Source organism: Cronobacter malonaticus LMG 23826 (assembly GCF_001277215.2).
GTDB lineage: Bacteria > Pseudomonadota > Gammaproteobacteria > Enterobacterales > Enterobacteriaceae > Cronobacter > Cronobacter malonaticus.
In genome coordinates this window covers 2,490,148-2,506,996 of record NZ_CP013940.1, presented here as the reverse complement: position 1 = coordinate 2,506,996, position 16,849 = coordinate 2,490,148, and the positions used below count along the sequence as shown (strand labels likewise).

Here is a 16,849-nt window from a genome sequence, read left to right as displayed (position 1 = left end):
GCACCACTACGGGGGGGCCGAAAATTTTTAATGTGGATGCAAGTACATCGGTCGCTAACCCTGATGATAATCAGGTCGGGAAAACCTTTACTGAACGGTTTGGCTCCTCGGAAAGCTATAGTGCGCATTGTGACTGTGATGACAGCGATCTCAATAAAGACCCGCATCCTGGCGTGAGTTATAAAAGTGAGTACCTGGCTCCGGCGATCGAGTATGGCAGTTCGTCTTATATCCGCGTCAATGACAATATCGATCTGGCAGCGGCAATTAACATTGCCAACGTGGGGGATATGCAGGTGCCGTTTATTGATGTCTGGAACAAAAAAAATAATGGCTGTTCGTTAAACAGTTTTACCACCGGACAGAGCGGAACGCTGACGTTTCGCATTAGTAAGCCTTTTCTTGGGCAGATCGTCATCCCGCAAATGGCCGTGGCGGCAATCTATGGCACCGTCAGGCCGGGACAGTATTCCAGCGAGCCAATGGCGAAAGTTTTTGTACAGGGCTCCATTACTGTGCCACAAAGCTGTGAAATCAACGCGGGCGAAGTGATTACCGTCGATTTCGGCACCATCTTTGCCAGTAATTTTACGACCCGGGGCCACAAGCCGGATGGTTTCGTGGATAAAAAAACGGCCATTGTTTATATCTGCAAAAATATCAGCGATGGCGTGGCATTAACCATGACGTTTTCAGGCGCGCCAGCGGATGGCATGCCGGAAGCGCTTGCCACTAACAACCCGGATGTCGGCGTTTTGATAAAAAACCACAGCGAGCAAGTGATCCCTGTCAACACCGGCGAAGTGCCGATGCCGCTGGACCCATCTGCCGATATTTCAAGACGTACCGGCGCGGTAGATATTCTCACCGCGCCGGTAAACCTCAGCGGCAAGACGCCGCAGAATGGCAAATTTTCCGGCTCCGCGTCGATAACCGTCAATATTCGCTGACATTACCTGCTTTTCCTTACGCAGCCGCCCAAAAGGTGGCTGATTTTGTTATGGTAAATGCCATCAACCTGTCTGGAGAAGCGCCGTGGACATCCTCTTTTACCATCCCACCTTTAATGTTGACGAGTGGGCGGCTTTACTGCAACGCCATCTACCTCAGACGCGCCTTCGCGCCTGGCAGCCCGGCGATAACACAGCCGCAGATTACGCGCTGGTCTGGCATCCGCCGTATGAAATGCTGCGCGGGCGCGTGACGCTGAAAGCGATTTTCGCACTCGGCGCGGGCGTCGATTCGCTGTTAAGCCGTCTGAATGAACACCCGGATCTGCTGCCGCCGGGCGTACCGCTGTATCGCATGGAAGATACCGGCATGGCTGCACAGATGCAGGAGTACGCCACAAGCCAGGTACTGCACTGGTTCAGGCGTTTTGATGATTACGCCGCGCTACAGCGTGAAGTGTGCTGGGAGCCGCTTGAAGAGTATCGCCATGCGGATTTCACCATCGGCGTGCTGGGCGCGGGCGTGCTCGGCGGCCAGGTGGCACAGAGTCTCAGCCGCTTCGGATTTCCGGTGCGCAGCTGGAGCCGCAGCCGCAAAACGCGGGCTGGCGTGGAAAGTTTTGCCGGCGCGGACGAACTGTCCGCTTTTCTGCACGGTACGCGCGTGCTGGTCAATCTTCTGCCCAACACGCCGGAAACGGCGGGCATTATTAACGCGCAGTTGCTGGCGGCGCTTGACGACAATGCTTATGTCCTGAATCTGGCGCGCGGCGTTCATCTGGTGGAAGAGGATTTGCTGGCCGCGCTGAATAGCGGAAAAGTAAAAGGCGCGATGCTGGATGTTTTTCATCAGGAGCCGCTCCCCAGCGACAGCCCCCTGTGGCGACACCCGCGCGTGCGCATTACGCCACACGTGGCGGCGGTCACCCGGCCTGAAGAAGCGGTGGTGTTTATCGCACAGAGTATTACGCGAATCGAGCGCGGCGAGATGCCGCCGAATCAGGTGGACGTGGCGCGCGGCTACTAGCGCGCGCCCCGGCGATTCGGCTAAAAATCGCCGGGGATACCTGTTATTCTTGCTCAAAATCACAGAGGAGAGCGCCATGTATCCCGTAGACCTGCATATGCACACTGTCGCCAGCACCCATGCTTACAGCAATCTGCATGATTACATCGCCGCGGCGAAGCAGAAAGGCGTCCGGCTGCTTGCTATTACCGATCACGGCCCGGACATGGCGGATGCGCCGCATCACTGGCACTTTATTAATATGCGCATCTGGCCGCGTGTGGTAGACGGCGTCGGCATCCTGCGCGGTATTGAAGCGAATATTAAAAACCGCGAAGGCGAGATCGACTGCACCGGCCCGATGCTCGATTCACTCGATCTGATCGTCGCGGGTTTTCACGAACCCGTGTTCGCGGCGCAGGATAAAGACGCGAATACCGAAGCGATGATCGCGGCGATGGCGAGCGGCACGGTGCATATCATCAGCCACCCTGGTAACCCGAAATATCCCGTCGATATTCAGGCTATTGCCGAAGCAGCCGCCAAATATCAGGTCGCGCTGGAGATCAATAACTCATCGTTCACCCACTCCCGCAAGGGCAGCGGACCGAACTGCAAAGCGATCGCCGCTGCCGTGCGCGAGGCGGGCGGCTGGGTGGCGCTGGGGTCTGATTCTCACACCGCCTTTACGCTCGGTGATTTCCATGAGTGCCGCAAGGTGCTGGATGAAGTGGGTTTCCCGGAAGATCGCATCCTGAACGTGACGCCGCGCCGCCTGCTCGATTTTCTTGAAACACGCGGTATGACGCCGATTGCTGAATTTGCCGCCCTTTAATTTTGCCTGAAATGGAATCTGTTAATGAATGAGTTTTCAATAATTTGCCGTCTGCTCGGCTCTCTCTGGTACCGTGCGCCGCAGGACCCGGTCATGGCACCGATCTACGGCCTTATCCGCGAAGGAAAGCTCGCGCAGAATTGGCCGCTGGAGCAGGATGAGCTGCTGGCACGGCTGCAAAAAAGCGCACAGCCGGAAGAGATCCAGGCAGATTACCAGGCACTGTTTGGCCAGGATGACGCCCGCGTGGCACCGCTGCGTTCTGCATGGGTAGAGGGAAGCAGCGAGCAGGACGTTCGCGCCTTTTTAACCGCGCGCGGCATGCCGCTTGGCGAGGCGCCGGCGGATCATTTCGGCCTGCTGTTACTCGCGGCCTCGTGGCTTGAAGATCAGTCTGCGGAAGATGAAATTGAGGCGCAGGAAACCTTATTCGGCGAGTTCCTGATCCCGTGGTATGAAACGTTCCTCGGCAAAGTGGAAGCCCACGCCGCTACGCCGTTCTGGCGCACGCTGGCGCAGGTTACTCGTGAAGCCATCCAGGCAATGTGGGAAGAGTTGCAGGAAGACGAAGAAGAAAACGATGCAGAGTAGCTTTAAGTGTGATTTTATTCACATTTAAAATGTAACTCACTGTGCGTTATTTCATGTGACGTGCGTCAGATCGCATTTCTCAGGCGGCGTTTTGCTAAGATACGCCGCCATGAACAGACACTTTTCTCTCGCATTAACGACCGGCCTGCTCTCCGCCCTCTGGGCGTGGGCTGCCGTCGCGCTCGGCCTGCCTTCCTGGGCGGGCTTTCTCGGCTGTACCGCCTGGTTCGCCAGCCCTAAAGGGGGCGTCACGGGTTTTCTGACCATCCTCTTTACGCTGTGCAGCGGCGTACTCTGGGCGCAGGTAATTATTGCGGGTAGCGCTGTGGCACCTGAGGTCGCGTGGTTAAGCTACGCCATGACCGGTGTGGTGGCGTTTTTAATGTGTATTCAGTCGCGCCAGACGCTGCTTGGCTTTGTACCGGGCACGTTTATCGGCGCCTGCGCTACATTTGCCGGGCAGGGTGACTGGAAAAACGTCCTCCCGGCGCTGCTGCTGGGGTTGCTGTTTGGTGTGGCGATGAAATGCAGCGGGCAGTGGCTTGCCGGGCGCAGCGAGCCAAAGAAAACCACTGCGACGGAGCAATAAAAGAAAACCCGCGTGAGCGGGTTTTTTTATCCCTGCATGAACACCACCTCCTATGGAGGTGGTCAGCAACAGGTTTTGGCTTTGCCTTATTGTCTTTGGATTTAAATCTTTCAGAACAGGCAGAGATTTTTTGTTAGGGTTTTTAGTACGCCGCTGTGGGGCGTTATCAATGCCACCTGCTATGCAGGTGGTTTTTTACTGCCAGTCAGGCGGCGGGGGCGGAGAGATCGCGATATTTTTTCAGAACAGGATTATTCACCGCGCCTGGATCGTTAAGCTCCCATAATCCGCGCGTGATCCCATCGTTAATTAAATAGATAACGCCCGTTTCAATGGCCGACATGAGGCACTGCATAACGGGTTCGTTAGCAGTATACCCGACCTCGCCCTCAAGCAGCCGCTGATATTCGATAAAGCGAAAGACGCCCGCCTGCACCTCATAAGAGAGAATAGTTTTACTGGTATTTACCGAGGAGAGAACCTCACCGGTGCTGACATTCACGACGCGCAAATTAACGGCGACCTGATCGAGCTGATATTGCGTATCCGCACCGATACCGAAATATTTCGCGCCTGCGCCGCCTGACTTCACATTACTTTCATAACCGATAATCGAGCCTTCGATCATGACATTGGCAGACATTAACGACTGCAGCGGCATCCGGTTATTATCGCCCACGGTGCCATTTTCCTGCGAGGCGCGAATAATCTTTCGCTCATTGAGTAGATTCTGAAGACCCTGACGCTCCAGCGGAATGAACCAGCGGGAATCTTTTAATGCCGTCACCAGCATGGCGGTGGCGCTTTGAGGAACTGCGGTGGAGAAGTTACTGGCCGGGTAGGGTTTAAACTGCCCGGTTTCATCCTGAATATTATATACCGAGACGTAAAGCTTCCCTTTCGGCTCCGGCAGGTGAATGAGATCCTGATAGCTCTGTCCGCGTGGCATCAGGGTAGGGCTTGCGGCCTCTTTCGGTGGCGCGGTCAGGCACCCGCTTAATAGTATTGTGGCGATAAGAACGATCAGGCGCTGCATTGTCATTATCCTTCTGTTATCACAGCGATTAAAAATTGGTCGAGCCTGACTGCAGGCCGGAGACCTGGATCGTGGAGGTTTTGCCGGTTTTACGATCGGTCACGTTGAGATAAAGCTGACCGTCGCGATTGGAGATATCAACGATAAAATCGTTGGTGACCATACGACCCGGCTTACCTTTATTAATGTTGGTTAACAGGCCTCCCAGCAGCTGTGACTGGATCGCCTGCGTAAAATTATCAAGCGCGGAAGGCGTGTCGATTTTATAATCGTCATAAGACGGGTCCTTATATGAGTTTTGCGCCTGCGCGCTGTTCAGCAGAAAAGGGCCATTATTCGGGTTTCCGCCGAAACTGGGATTACGAAACTGGAAGGTCATATTTCCGGCCAGACCAGGGTGTGACAGCAACAGTAACGTCATGACAGCAAATGTCCGCCGCATAGCAGCCTCCGTCGTTCAGTGAATTAAAATTCATCGCCGGTTAAATCACCGGTACTGAGTAGTGCCTTATCTATCTGGCGCTGTTTCAGCGCCTCGTTGGCCTGGGCTATCGCAAGCTCAACCGCGTTATCCGCCCCTTTGCGGGAGGGGAATAAAAAGGTCTGGTAAATAACGTCCTGATCGAGCGTGAGGGTTATCCAGCTCCCCCAGCGTGCGCTCGGCTTTTCATTCACCGAGAGCGTGCCGTCAAAGGGGGTATCCCATTTTTCGGCGAAACCGCGATAAAAATCGTGGCCGACCGAAGAGACCGTATGATCAGTCACCAGGCCCGGGATCTCCGGTTCGACAGCACGCCCGCACAATGCCGCGCTCCAGAGCGTGACAGCCAGTCCACAGAGGAGCCAGCGCTTCATGGGTCAGCCCCTCATGTGATGGTTTGCCCAGGTCACTGCCTGCGTACGGTTCTTTACCGCCAGTTTTTTAAACAGGTTATAAAGATGGGTTTTGACAGTGTTCTCACTGATAAACAGCGAGCGTGCGATTTCCATATTGGAGGCGCCGAAGCGCAATTTATTGAGGATCTCTTTTTCGCGATGCGTCAGTAGCACGGCGTCGCAGTTCAGAAAATGATAAAATCCGGAGCGGGTAATCAGGTAGCTCGCCAGACGCTGGTTGAAAAAGCATTCGCCCCGCAGGATGCACCGCATCCCTTCAATGACGCGCTTTTCGTCATCTGTCGCGTAAAATACGCCGCTAATATGCGGCCATTTTTCTATTTCCTGAAAAGGGTATTCATCCTGCACATTAAGCAGAATGACTTTTGCTGTCTGTGGACGTCGTCCGAGATTATCTTTCCAGTAGGCCATGCTTTTTTTATCGGCTTCGGCCATATCTAAAAGAATAAGCGTTCCTGTTGTTATCTCTTCCAGAGAGCGCTGGATATTATGGATTTTCCCCTCCAGACTGAGCGCGCTTTTGAAATTTTGCAATAAAGCACTGGCCTGTAGAGACGGTTTGGTGATCAACAATAATGACTGACCATGTAACAAATGGAATTCATTAATCATGATGAAACCCCGTTTTATTTACACACGGCTGAGGAAACAAAGACATCAGCCTTCCGTATCGGTAAGCATTGTTATGTGGTAGTCCAAAAAATAAATGTTACGCACCGCCAGGGATGGCGAGGGAAATAAAGCAAGAAAATTCTTATTAGTCCAATCTAACTACTGCGCTGTTTAAAGCAAGTGTTAAAAAAGTAACTAAATGTAACTAAAAATTGTTAAATATTACTTATGCTTTAGAGGTAGTTAACTATCGATGTAGCACCACAAATGATTTTATGCGGGTTTAGCAAGGTGATAAATTGATTATTTAACTGATTTATAATGATTTTGTTTGAAATTTTTTTGTCATCCCGCGCAGAGCTAACGGTGTCCGGACAGCGAGATCGCTCTCTCACGGTCTGAATAAGAAACCAGGCGTAGATCTCAGTAATAAGAAAGCTGTGAGGGAGTGGTAATAATGAAGAAAATAAAAAAATAGCATGACAATACTATTAATAATGCCATAGCACCTTAGCCAAATTTTGCATAAATGAATCATGCCTGCATCGCAGTCCAGTTTTTAAAATACGAAAAACAGGTGAGGTATTTTATAAATGGCGCGAGACATACTGCTTGTCGTGGCGTGATGAATAGCCAATGTCTGATATTCATCTGCGCTTATGGCGTGAGGTTTAATCAGTTAAGCCTTAAGGGCCAGGAGTAATATGAATAGATTATTGCTGAGCTGTTGTTTTGGTTCTTTATTCGCGTCATCAGCGGCGTTTGCAGTTAACGCCGATATGGCTGGCGCTGAATATAACTTTGCCGTAAATGAATTAAGCCGCTCGTCGCTGAATCAGGCGGCAATCATAGGCCAGGAAGGGACGCGAAATAATGCGCTGGTACGCCAGGAAGGAGCAAAGTTACAGGCCACGATTGTCCAGAACGGTATCGCCAATCAGGCCGCTATCGATCAGCAAGGGTATGCCAACGTGGCTACTGTCATGCAAACAGGCGCCGCGAATCAGGCAACGATTAGTCAGGAAGGCTACGGGAATCTCGCCTCGGTGACGCAACAGGGGGTGGGGAACCGCGCGAGTATTATTCAGGCAGGGACGCAAAAAACCGCAGTTGTTGTGCAAAGGCAGTCAATGATGGCCGTTCGCATCATTCAGCGTTAACGCCATTTCGTGTTTTTAACATCTTTCCAATGGGGGTTGTCTCATGAAATTGATTAAAATCGCTGTTATCGCCGCACTGGTTGTTTCCGGTAGCGCAATGGCATTTCCTTTCCATCAGTCCGCTGAAAACTCCACGCTGAAAATCTATCAGCAAGGCGTTAATAACAATACGACCGCGCTGCAGTCGGATGCTAAAAACTCAACCACTGAAATTAACCAGCTTGGCACCGCGAATGGCGCGGATGTCGGGCAGGGTTCTGACGACAGCAAAATTCTGCTTAATCAGAACGGTTTCGCCAACAACTCCACCATCGATCAATGGAACGGTCACGACTCCGGCGTGACGGTAAACCAGAACGGCGTACAGAACGGCGCGCTGGTCAACCAGACCGCGTCCGGTTCACAGGTCTATGTGACCCAGACCGGCTACGGCAACCACGCCAGCGCCTCTCAGTATTGATTATCCTGCGCAGGGCCGCGGCCCTGCTTTATCAGGAGGGCATCCACTATGCTTGATTTACTCATGATCGCCGCGTTAAGCGGAGAGGTGGCGTTCAAGGCGCAGCCTCAGGATGCGGGGTGGCAAGTGACGCCTGTCGTGACCGTGGCCCACGCTTGTCTGTGTCGTATTGAGATGGAGCTGCGCCGGCAGGGCAGATCCGGTAGCGTCGTCACTCAGCAGCGAAAAGTGTTAACCCTCTCGCCTGACGCTCCGCTTGCGCTGTCTACGTACTTCTTAAGCGTCGCGGCTGACGACACCGTCACGCTGCGGATCACCGTCAGCGACAGCGGCACGGCGAGTTTTACCGGGCAGTGGTCGCCCTCCGCGCGCACCTGAACACCGTCTTCTGATTTAAGACCCTTTTTATGCGCTGACCGGGCGATGGATTTCTTCGGTATCGGCTTTAATTATGTCAATTTGTAATTTATATGTTAATTGCAAGTTAAAATAATAACGCCTCTGCAGGAGTCATCGCTATGCACAAGCCGCTTTTCGTTACGCTCATTACCGCAGCACTCGTCGGTTTCTCTGGTCCTGGCCTTGCACAGGCGGGTGGAACGATTACCTTTCATGGTGCGATTGTCGAAGAGGGCTGTTCGGTTGCGCGTCAGGCGGCGCGTATTGAAGTGTCATGCCTGCGTGGTAACCAGGTGCATCGGCAGACGCTCTCCCTGCGCTCGTCAGGCGTGCGCGAAAGGCATTCCAGCTGGGTGAGCAGTCGCCTCGATTACCTCAATCCCGCGCATACGCTCGGTATTCTGACGCTAACCTACCGCTGAGCAGGTTTTGGCGGCAGTCTCATGGCGTGCTGTTCTACACTTTAAGGAACAGTAGAGAGTCAGGAGAGAAGTATGTCCGGACGTATTAACGTGGTGCAGGGCGACATCACCCGCATTGATGTCGATGTTATCGTCAACGCCGCCAATCCGTCGCTGATGGGTGGCGGCGGTGTGGATGGCGCTATTCATCGCGCCGCCGGGCCGGCGCTGCTCGCTGCCTGCAAAGTGGTGCGCCAGCAGCAGGGCGAGTGTCAGCCGGGCCACGCCGTGATCACCGAAGCGGGTAACCTCGCGGCGAAAGCCGTGGTGCATACCGTGGGGCCTGTCTGGCGCGGCGGGCAGGATAACGAGCCGCAACTTTTAGCGGACGCTTATCGCAACAGCCTTCAGCTGGTGGCTGCCAATGGCTACAGCAGCGTGGCGTTCCCGGCTATCAGCACCGGGATTTATGGCTACCCAAAAGCGGCCGCGGCGCAAATCGCCTTCGAGACCGTTTCAGACTATCTCACCAGGCACCCTCAACCGAAGCAGGTATACTTTGTTTGCTATGACGAAGAAAACTTCCTGCTTTACCAGCGGTTACTGGGACAATACGACGAACAGCCGGGCGCATAACACCCGGCTCGGACGCGCTATCGCACCGACGACGGCGCAACACCCCAATCACAGCGGGTTACACCCGCTCGACGACAGCCTCGACGCCTTTGCCGCCCGCTATCTGCTGGCGGAGATGGCCGAGCAGACCATCGACGTCCAGTACTATATCTGGGAAGACGATATGTCCGGGCGATTGCTGTTCGGCGCGCTGCTGGCGGCGGCGCGACGCGGCGTGCGGGTGCGTATCCTGCTGGATGATAACAATACGGTGGGGATGGACAGCACGCTGCGGCTACTGAACGCGCATCCGAATATTGAAATCCGCCTGTTTAATCCTTTCTCTTTTCGCACGCTGCGCGCGCTCGGTTATCTCACCGATTTCGCCAGGCTCAACCGCCGGATGCACAACAAAAGCTTCACGGTCGATGGTGAAGTGACGATTATCGGCGGGCGTAACGTCGGCGATGCCTATTTTGGGGCAGGCGAACAGCCGCTGTTCTCCGATCTCGACGTGCTGGCGATTGGCCCGGTGGTGGCGGAGGTCACACAGGATTTCGAACGCTACTGGCATAGCCGGTCGGTCTCGACGCTGGAAAATGTTCTGGATGTCGGGACTGAGGACATTGATGCCCGCGTGCAGCTGCCGCCGCACTGGAAGGACGATCCGGTGGCGCAGCGCTATCTGGAGCGTCTGGAGAGTACGCGCTTTGCAAGCTATATCGAAACTCGCACGCTGCCGCTGGTGTGGGCAAAAACCCGGCTGTTAAGCGACGATCCGCGCAAAGGGCAGGGGAAAGCGCGCCGGCATACGCTGCTGCCGCAGCGTATGATGAGCCTTATCGGCGAGCCGAAATCGCAGTTCGATATCATCTCCTCCTATTTTGTCCCGACCCGTGGCGGCGTGGCGATGCTGCTGGCGCTGCGTCGCAAAGGGGTGAAAATCGCGATTCTGACGAACTCACTGGCAGCGAACGATGTTGCGGTCGTTCATGCCGGATACGCGCGCTGGCGTAAGAAACTGCTGCGTCACGGTGTTGAGCTGTATGAGCTTAAACCGACACGCGACGCCGGGCGCGTGCCGCATGACCGCGGGCTGACCGGGAATTCCGGCTCCAGCCTGCACGCCAAAACCTTCAGCGTGGATAACAACCAGGTCTTTATCGGCTCGTTTAATTTCGATCCGCGCTCGGCGATGCTCAATACCGAAATGGGGTTTGTGATTGAAAGCGAAACGCTGGCGGGCGCGATTCACAAGCGTTTTACCCGCACGCGCCGCGAGGCCGCCTGGGCGCTGCGGCTCGACCGCTGGGGACGCATCAACTGGATTGAAGAGAAAGACGGTCAGGAGATTGTCTGGAAAAAGGAGCCGAAAACACGCTTCTGGCAGCGCCTGCTGGTGCGCCTGGTGTACCGTCTCCCCGTTGAGTGGCTGCTCTGAACATACGCGCCGCCAGGACGCGTATCAGGATCACCCCGTCGCGGTACCCGGCGACGGGGTTTTATTTTGCGGCTTGCCTGAGAACAGAAAGCGCAGCAGCGGAATGCGCAGATGGACCTCATATAACGCCACCGCAATGCCAATCACAAACACCAGGCCTGCGATAAAGCCCAGCGCGTTAGAGTGAATGTGCGGCGTGATATACGCGCCGAAGAACAGCGTCAGCGGATGGTGTACCAGATAGATAAACAGTGAGGCGTTAACGAAATAGGTGACGCGCGCCGATTTAAAATTCAGCAGGCGGTGGCCGAGCGAGAACACCACATTCACCATCCACAGCCCCATCAGCATGCTGATAACGTTGTCGGTTTCATACATCCAGGCGTCGCCGCTGCCGTAACGCTGGTTCAGCAGATAGGCGGCAAAGGCCACCGCCGAACCCAGCGCGCAGCCAGGCGAGAAGGTGGTAAAGCGGTTTTTCAGCGAGGCGTGTTTAAACGCCAGCGCGCCGAGAATAAAAAACGGCGAATAAAACAGGGTCTGCATCACCACGAAATTAAACAACCCATCGCTTAATATCGGGGCGTAGATAATAAAAATAAGCCGGCGCAAAGCAGCAAACGCGACGCCGAAAAGTAAAAACAGCGTTGAGAGTTTTCCTAATGTCAGGCGTTCAGCCAGCGCTGCGCTTTTTTCTTCCGGGACGTTTTTTATCCACTGAAATATCAGCAGACCGAGCGTGGTGAAAACCACCAGCACCAATAAAAACCATAAATGCGATGTGAGCTCCCACACCAGCGTATTGTATTTGTCGTAGCCGGAAAGCGTATGCCAGCTATCGGCGCGGCCTTTGACATATTGCAGCATCAAAAATTGCGGCAGTGTGAGCAAGGGGATCGCGGTCAGCATCGGAATGCCGACACGCTCCACACGTACTTTCCACCAGCGTTTTCGCGGGTAGCGCAGGAACAGCATGTAGGAAAAATATCCTGAAATAACAAAGAATACCTGCATGCGGAAGGCGTGGATGAAGTCGTTAAAGACGGTCAGACTCACAGAAGGAGTCAGGCTGTTGACGTGCCACTGATGCGTGGAATAGATCAGCGAAATATGAAACGGGATGCCCAGGAGCATCAACCATGCGCGTATGGAATCGAGAAAAAATTCTCTCTGTGTTGGTGTCGTCATATCACTCCATAAAATCTCGGACTATTCGCCTTATCCCTCAGGCTGATTCTGTTTTAGATTCGGCCCCCACCCTACAGGAAGGCCGAGACACAGTCTCCAGGACAAATTCGCAAAGCGAAAATGGCGCGCATTCATTTGCTTAATCGCTGAGCCGACGTGCTGAACAAAGCGGGGATTGTGTTGTCGGAAACCGCAAGTTTCCATTAAAATGGATCGGATTGATTTAAGCACACAAAGGGGGAAGTGCTTAGTTATATGAAACATAAAACACAGATGATGAAAATGGGTTGGCTGGGTGCAGCAGTGATGTTGTCACTTTATACCACTTCGGGTTGGGCCTTCACTATCGACGACGTCGCAAAACAGGCGAAATCCTTAGCGGGAAAAAGCTATGAAGCGCCGAAAAGCAACCTGCCCTCCGTTTTCCGCGATATGAAATACGCGGACTACCAACAGATCCAGTTCAATCATGACAATGCCTACTGGAGCAAAATCAAAACCCCGTTCAAGCTTGAATTCTACCATCAGGGTATGTACTTCGACACGCCGGTTGCCCTTAACGAGGTGACGGCCAATACGGTTCGCAAAATTAAGTACAGCCCGGATTATTTTAATTTCGGCAACGTGCAGCACGACAAAGACACCGTCAAAGACCTGGGCTTCGCCGGTTTCAAAGTGCTCTATCCGATCAACAGCAAAGATAAAAACGACGAAATCGTCAGCATGCTGGGCGCGAGCTATTTCCGCGTCATCGGCCAGGGCCAGGTGTACGGGCTTTCCGCACGCGGTCTGGCTATCGACACCGCGCTGCCGTCGGGCGAAGAGTTCCCGCGCTTTCGCGAGTTCTGGATTGAGCGTCCTAAACCGACCGACAAACGCCTGACAATTTACGCGCTGCTGGATTCTCCGCGTGCCACAGGTGCCTATCGCTTCATCATCACCCCCGGTCGCGATACGGTCGTGGACGTGCAGTCGAAAGTCTATCTGCGCGATAAAGTGGGCAAACTGGGCGTTGCACCGCTGACCAGTATGTTCCTCTTCGGGCCGAACCAGCCGTCGCCCGCCACTAATTACCGCCCGGAACTGCATGACTCCAACGGTCTCTCCCTGCACGCCGGTAACGGCGAGTGGATCTGGCGTCCGCTGAATAACCCGAAACACCTGGCGGTCAGCACGTTTACCACCGAAAACCCGCAGGGCTTTGGCCTGTTGCAGCGCGGTCGTCAGTTCTCCCGTTTTGAGGATATCGACGACCGCTACGATCTGCGTCCGAGCGCGTGGGTCACTCCGCAAGGGCAGTGGGGTAAAGGGAAAGTCGAGCTGGTGGAAATTCCGACCAACGACGAAACCAACGATAACATCGTCGCTTACTGGACGCCGGATCAGCTGCCGGAGCCGGGCAAGGAGATGAATTTCAAATACACCATCACCTTTAGCCGCGACGAAGACAAACTGCACGCGCCGGAAAACGCATGGGTACTGCAGACGCGCCGCTCCACGGGCGATGTGAAACAGTCCAACCTTATCCGTCAGCCGGATGGCACCATCGCGTTTGTGGTGGATTTCACCGGCACCGACATGCAAAAGCTGCCGGATAACACGCCGGTGACCGCTCAGGCGAGCATTGGCGATAACGGCGAAATCGTAGAAAACAGCGTGCGCTACAACCCGGTCACCAAAGGCTGGCGTATGACGCTGCGCGTGAAAATCAAAGACGCCAAGAAAACCACTGAAATGCGCGCTGCCCTTGTGAATGGCGATCAGCCGCTGAGTGAAACCTGGAGCTATCAGCTACCTGCCAATGAATAAGTCTACTGAGTATATCGACCTGCTGCCGCTTTCTGACGCTGAGAAAGCGACGCTGCCGACATCTGACATGCAGGCCCTTCATCAGGCGCTGGACGCTGAAGGGCGCGTCTGGGCCCGCGAGGATGACTCCCCGCTGGGTTCGGTGAAAACGCGTCTTGAACAGCGCTGGTCAGACTCGCTTCTTAAGGGCGATCAGCTGATCAAAGACGATGAAGGTCGCACCCAGATCCAGGCCATGCCGAAGGCCACGCGTTCCTCCATGTTCCCGGACCCGTGGCGCACCAACCCAATTGGGCGCTTCTGGGACCGTCTGCGCGGTCGCGAAGTGCTGCCGCGCTATATGGCGGGGCTGACGAAAGAAGAGCGCGCCGCGGAGCAGAAATGGCGTACGGTCGGCACCATCCGCCGTTACATTCTGCTGCTGCTGACGCTCTCGCAGACCGTCGTCGCCACCTGGTATATGAAAACCATTCTGCCATATCAGGGCTGGGCGCTGATCAACCCGGCGGATATGATGGGCCAGGACTGGCTGGTGTCGCTGATGCAGCTACTGCCGTATGTACTGCAAAGCGGCATTCTGATCCTGTTCGCCATCCTGTTCTGCTGGGTGAGCGCCGGGTTCTGGACGGCGCTGATGGGCTTTTTGCAGCTGCTTATCGGTAAAGATAAATACAGCATCTCCGCCTCGACAGTGGGCGACGAGCCGATAAACCCTGAGCATCGCACCGCGCTTATCATGCCTATCTGTAACGAAGACGTGGATCGCGTCTTCGCGGGCCTGCGCGCGACCTGGGAGTCGGTGAAAGCCACCGGCCAGCAGGCGCACTTCGACGTTTATATCCTGAGCGACAGTTACAATCCGGATATCTGCGTCGCCGAGCAGAAAGCCTGGATGGAGCTGATCGCAGAAGTGCAGGGCGAAGGGCAGATTTTCTATCGCCGCCGTCGTCGTCGCGTGAAGCGTAAAAGCGGCAACATCGACGATTTCTGCCGCCGCTGGGGCAACCAGTACAGCTATATGGTGGTGCTGGACGCCGACTCCGTAATGACGGGCGACTGTCTGACCGGGCTGGTGCGTCTGATGGAAGCGAACCCGAACGCCGGTATCATCCAGTCGTCGCCGAAAGCCTCCGGTATGGACACGCTCTATGCGCGCTGCCAGCAATTCGCGACACGCGTCTATGGGCCGCTGTTTACCGCGGGCCTGCACTTCTGGCAGCTGGGCGAATCGCACTACTGGGGCCATAACGCCATTATCCGCGTGAAGCCGTTTATTGAGCACTGTGCGCTGGCACCGCTGCCAGGCGAAGGCTCTTTCGCCGGTTCTATCCTCTCTCACGACTTTGTGGAAGCGGCGCTGATGCGTCGTGCGGGGTGGGGCGTGTGGATTGCCTACGATCTGCCAGGCTCGTATGAAGAGCTGCCGCCGAACCTGCTGGATGAGCTTAAGCGCGACCGTCGCTGGTGCCACGGCAACCTGATGAACTTCCGCCTGTTCCTGGTGAAAGGGATGCACCCGGTTCACCGTGCGGTGTTCCTGACAGGCGTGATGTCTTATCTTTCTGCGCCGCTCTGGTTCCTGTTCCTGGCGCTCTCGACGGCGTTGCAGGTGGTACATGCGCTCACTGAGCCGCAATACTTCCTCCAGCCGCGTCAGCTGTTCCCGGTGTGGCCACAGTGGCGTCCTGAGCTCGCGATTGCGCTATTCGCTTCCACGATGGTGCTGCTGTTCCTGCCGAAGCTTTTGAGCGTCATTCTCATCTGGTGTAAAGGCCCGAAAGAGTACGGCGGCTTCCTGCGCGTGACGCTCTCTCTGCTGCTGGAAGTGCTGTTCTCGGTACTGCTGGCGCCGGTGCGTATGCTGTTCCACACGGTGTTTGTGGTAAGCGCGTTCCTTGGCTGGGAAGTGGTCTGGAACTCGCCGCAGCGCGACGACGACTCCACCCCGTGGAGCGAAGCGTTCCTGCGCCACGGCTCTCAGCTGCTGCTGGGTCTGGTGTGGGCGGTCGGCATGGCGTGGCTTGATCTGCGCTTCCTGTTCTGGCTGGCGCCTATCGTGTTCTCGCTGATCCTGTCGCCGTTCGTGTCGGTGATTTCGAGCCGCGCGACCGTGGGCCTGCGCACCAAACGCTGGAAACTGTTCCTGATCCCGGAAGAGTATTCGCCGCCGCAGGTGCTGGTGGATACCGACCGTTATCTGGAGCTGAACCGCAGCCGTTCGCTAGAAGATGGCTTTATGCACGCGGTGTTCCATCCGTCGTTTAACGCGCTGGCAACCGCCATGGCGACCGCGCGTCACCGCGCAAGCCACGTGCTGGAAATCGCCCGCGATCGTCACGTCGAGCAGGCGCTGAACGATACGCCGGAGAAACTGAACCGCGACCGCCGTCTGGTGTTGTTGAGCGATCCGGTCACGATGGCGCGTATGCACTATCGCGTCTGGGCGCACCCGGAGCGTTATTCGTCCTGGGTAAACCATTACGAGACGCTGAAGCTTAACCCGCAGGCGTTAAGCACGCCGTAAGCATTAAGCGTAGTGAAATGAAAATGCCGGCCATCAGGCCGGCATTTTTTTGCCCGTCAGACGGGCTGTTATACTGCATACATAACGTTAAAACGCGAGGTCGCCTTTGAGAATTATCGCCGTTCTGCTTGCCGTCTGGATGCTCTGCGGATGTGGCAGCATCATCAGTCGCGCCGTGCCGGGGCAGGGGCATGGCAACCAGTATTACCCCGGCGTGCAGTGGGATGTTCGCGACAGGCCGTGGCGTTTTATCCTGATGCTCGACCTGCCTTTTTCACTTATCTTCGACACGTTGCTGCTGCCAGTCGATATGCATCACGGCCCGTATGAGTAACG

19 protein-coding genes are annotated in these 16,849 nt (G+C 55.2%); 14 read left to right on the top strand and 5 right to left on the bottom strand.

Features of this window, described 5'->3' with window-relative positions:
* The first annotated feature begins 32 nt into the window (after positions 1-32).
* The 5 genes from AFK66_RS11870 (at position 33) to AFK66_RS11850 (ending at position 3,971) form a co-directional block, all read left to right on the top strand.
* A complete protein-coding gene (locus AFK66_RS11870) occupies positions 33-950 on the top strand; it encodes a fimbrial protein (RefSeq protein ID WP_023899008.1) in 918 nt (305 codons plus the stop codon).
* An 85-nt stretch (positions 951-1,035) separates the two neighbouring features.
* The gene (ghrA, locus tag AFK66_RS11865) at positions 1,036-1,977 is read left to right on the top strand and encodes a glyoxylate/hydroxypyruvate reductase GhrA (protein ID WP_023899007.1); all 942 of its coding nucleotides are present in this window, start codon (positions 1,036-1,038) and stop codon (positions 1,975-1,977) included.
* Between the two features lie 76 nt (positions 1,978-2,053).
* Positions 2,054-2,791 carry a phosphatase gene (locus AFK66_RS11860; RefSeq protein WP_007782786.1) on the top strand — a complete coding sequence of 246 codons (738 nt, stop codon included), beginning with the start codon at positions 2,054-2,056 and terminating at the stop codon, positions 2,789-2,791.
* A 24-nt stretch (positions 2,792-2,815) separates the two neighbouring features.
* Positions 2,816-3,382 (top strand): TorD/DmsD family molecular chaperone, encoded by a 567-nt coding sequence (locus AFK66_RS11855; protein WP_023899005.1) that lies wholly within the window; start codon positions 2,816-2,818, stop codon positions 3,380-3,382.
* 109 nt (positions 3,383-3,491) lie between these two features.
* Positions 3,492-3,971: a DUF1097 domain-containing protein gene (locus tag AFK66_RS11850; RefSeq protein ID WP_007782794.1), complete on the top strand. Its 480-nt coding sequence runs from the start codon at positions 3,492-3,494 to the stop codon at positions 3,969-3,971.
* 205 nt (positions 3,972-4,176) lie between these two features.
* Here the strand turns inward: AFK66_RS11850 and csgG are convergent, their stop codons facing one another.
* The 4 genes from csgG to csgD are packed head-to-tail and all read right to left on the bottom strand — an operon-like array spanning position 4,177 to position 6,516.
* The gene (csgG, locus tag AFK66_RS11845; RefSeq protein ID WP_007707757.1) at positions 4,177-5,007 is read right to left on the bottom strand and encodes a curli production assembly/transport protein CsgG; all 831 of its coding nucleotides are present in this window, start codon (positions 5,005-5,007) and stop codon (positions 4,177-4,179) included.
* 28 nt (positions 5,008-5,035) lie between these two features.
* Entirely contained in the window at positions 5,036-5,449 is a 414-nt protein-coding gene (gene csgF, locus AFK66_RS11840; protein ID WP_007782796.1) for a curli production assembly/transport protein CsgF, read from the bottom strand.
* 23 nt (positions 5,450-5,472) lie between these two features.
* Entirely contained in the window at positions 5,473-5,862 is a 390-nt protein-coding gene (gene csgE, locus AFK66_RS11835) for a curli production assembly/transport protein CsgE (protein ID WP_007707762.1), read from the bottom strand.
* Positions 5,863-5,865: 3 nt separating this feature from the next.
* Positions 5,866-6,516: a biofilm master transcriptional regulator CsgD gene (csgD, locus tag AFK66_RS11830; RefSeq protein WP_007782799.1), complete on the bottom strand. Its 651-nt coding sequence runs from the start codon at positions 6,514-6,516 to the stop codon at positions 5,866-5,868.
* Between the two features lie 704 nt (positions 6,517-7,220).
* Here csgD and csgB point away from each other — a divergent pair.
* The 6 genes from csgB to AFK66_RS11800 all read left to right on the top strand — a co-directional run bounded on the left by csgB (position 7,221) and on the right by AFK66_RS11800 (position 10,992).
* Positions 7,221-7,676 carry a curli minor subunit CsgB gene (gene csgB / locus AFK66_RS11825; RefSeq protein ID WP_007782802.1) on the top strand — a complete coding sequence of 152 codons (456 nt, stop codon included), beginning with the start codon at positions 7,221-7,223 and terminating at the stop codon, positions 7,674-7,676.
* A 43-nt stretch (positions 7,677-7,719) separates the two neighbouring features.
* Positions 7,720-8,136, top strand: a complete 417-nt coding sequence (gene csgA / locus AFK66_RS11820; RefSeq protein ID WP_007782804.1) for a curli major subunit CsgA — start codon at positions 7,720-7,722, stop codon at positions 8,134-8,136.
* A 48-nt stretch (positions 8,137-8,184) separates the two neighbouring features.
* Positions 8,185-8,514 (top strand): curli assembly chaperone CsgC, encoded by a 330-nt coding sequence (gene csgC, locus AFK66_RS11815; protein ID WP_007782807.1) that lies wholly within the window; start codon positions 8,185-8,187, stop codon positions 8,512-8,514.
* A gap of 140 nt (positions 8,515-8,654) precedes the next feature.
* Positions 8,655-8,957, top strand: coding sequence for a type 1 fimbrial protein (locus AFK66_RS11810; RefSeq protein ID WP_007782810.1), 303 nt, complete (start codon positions 8,655-8,657; stop codon positions 8,955-8,957).
* Positions 8,958-9,029: 72 nt separating this feature from the next.
* Positions 9,030-9,572, top strand: a complete 543-nt coding sequence (gene ymdB / locus AFK66_RS11805) for an O-acetyl-ADP-ribose deacetylase (protein WP_007782813.1) — start codon at positions 9,030-9,032, stop codon at positions 9,570-9,572.
* A complete protein-coding gene (locus AFK66_RS11800; RefSeq protein WP_032970587.1) occupies positions 9,505-10,992 on the top strand; it encodes a phospholipase D family protein in 1,488 nt (495 codons plus the stop codon). Before ymdB ends, AFK66_RS11800 begins: the two co-directional genes overlap by 68 nt.
* A gap of 30 nt (positions 10,993-11,022) precedes the next feature.
* Here AFK66_RS11800 and mdoC read toward each other — a convergent pair whose 3' ends face one another.
* Positions 11,023-12,180 carry a glucans biosynthesis protein MdoC gene (mdoC, locus tag AFK66_RS11795; RefSeq protein ID WP_032983605.1) on the bottom strand — a complete coding sequence of 386 codons (1,158 nt, stop codon included), beginning with the start codon at positions 12,178-12,180 and terminating at the stop codon, positions 11,023-11,025.
* Between the two features lie 273 nt (positions 12,181-12,453).
* Here mdoC and mdoG point away from each other — a divergent pair, with 273 nt between their 5' ends.
* The 3 genes from mdoG to AFK66_RS11780 all read left to right on the top strand — a co-directional run bounded on the left by mdoG (position 12,454) and on the right by AFK66_RS11780 (position 16,847).
* Complete coding sequence (gene mdoG, locus AFK66_RS11790) at positions 12,454-13,989, top strand: glucans biosynthesis protein MdoG (RefSeq protein ID WP_085959995.1); 1,536 nt, start codon at positions 12,454-12,456, stop codon at positions 13,987-13,989.
* Positions 13,982-16,513 (top strand): glucans biosynthesis glucosyltransferase MdoH, encoded by a 2,532-nt coding sequence (gene mdoH, locus AFK66_RS11785; RefSeq protein ID WP_023898998.1) that lies wholly within the window; start codon positions 13,982-13,984, stop codon positions 16,511-16,513. Before mdoG ends, mdoH begins: the two co-directional genes overlap by 8 nt.
* Before the next feature lie 139 nt (positions 16,514-16,652).
* Positions 16,653-16,847 (top strand): YceK/YidQ family lipoprotein, encoded by a 195-nt coding sequence (locus tag AFK66_RS11780; RefSeq protein WP_369832612.1) that lies wholly within the window; start codon positions 16,653-16,655, stop codon positions 16,845-16,847.
* Positions 16,848-16,849: the final 2 nt, after the last annotated feature.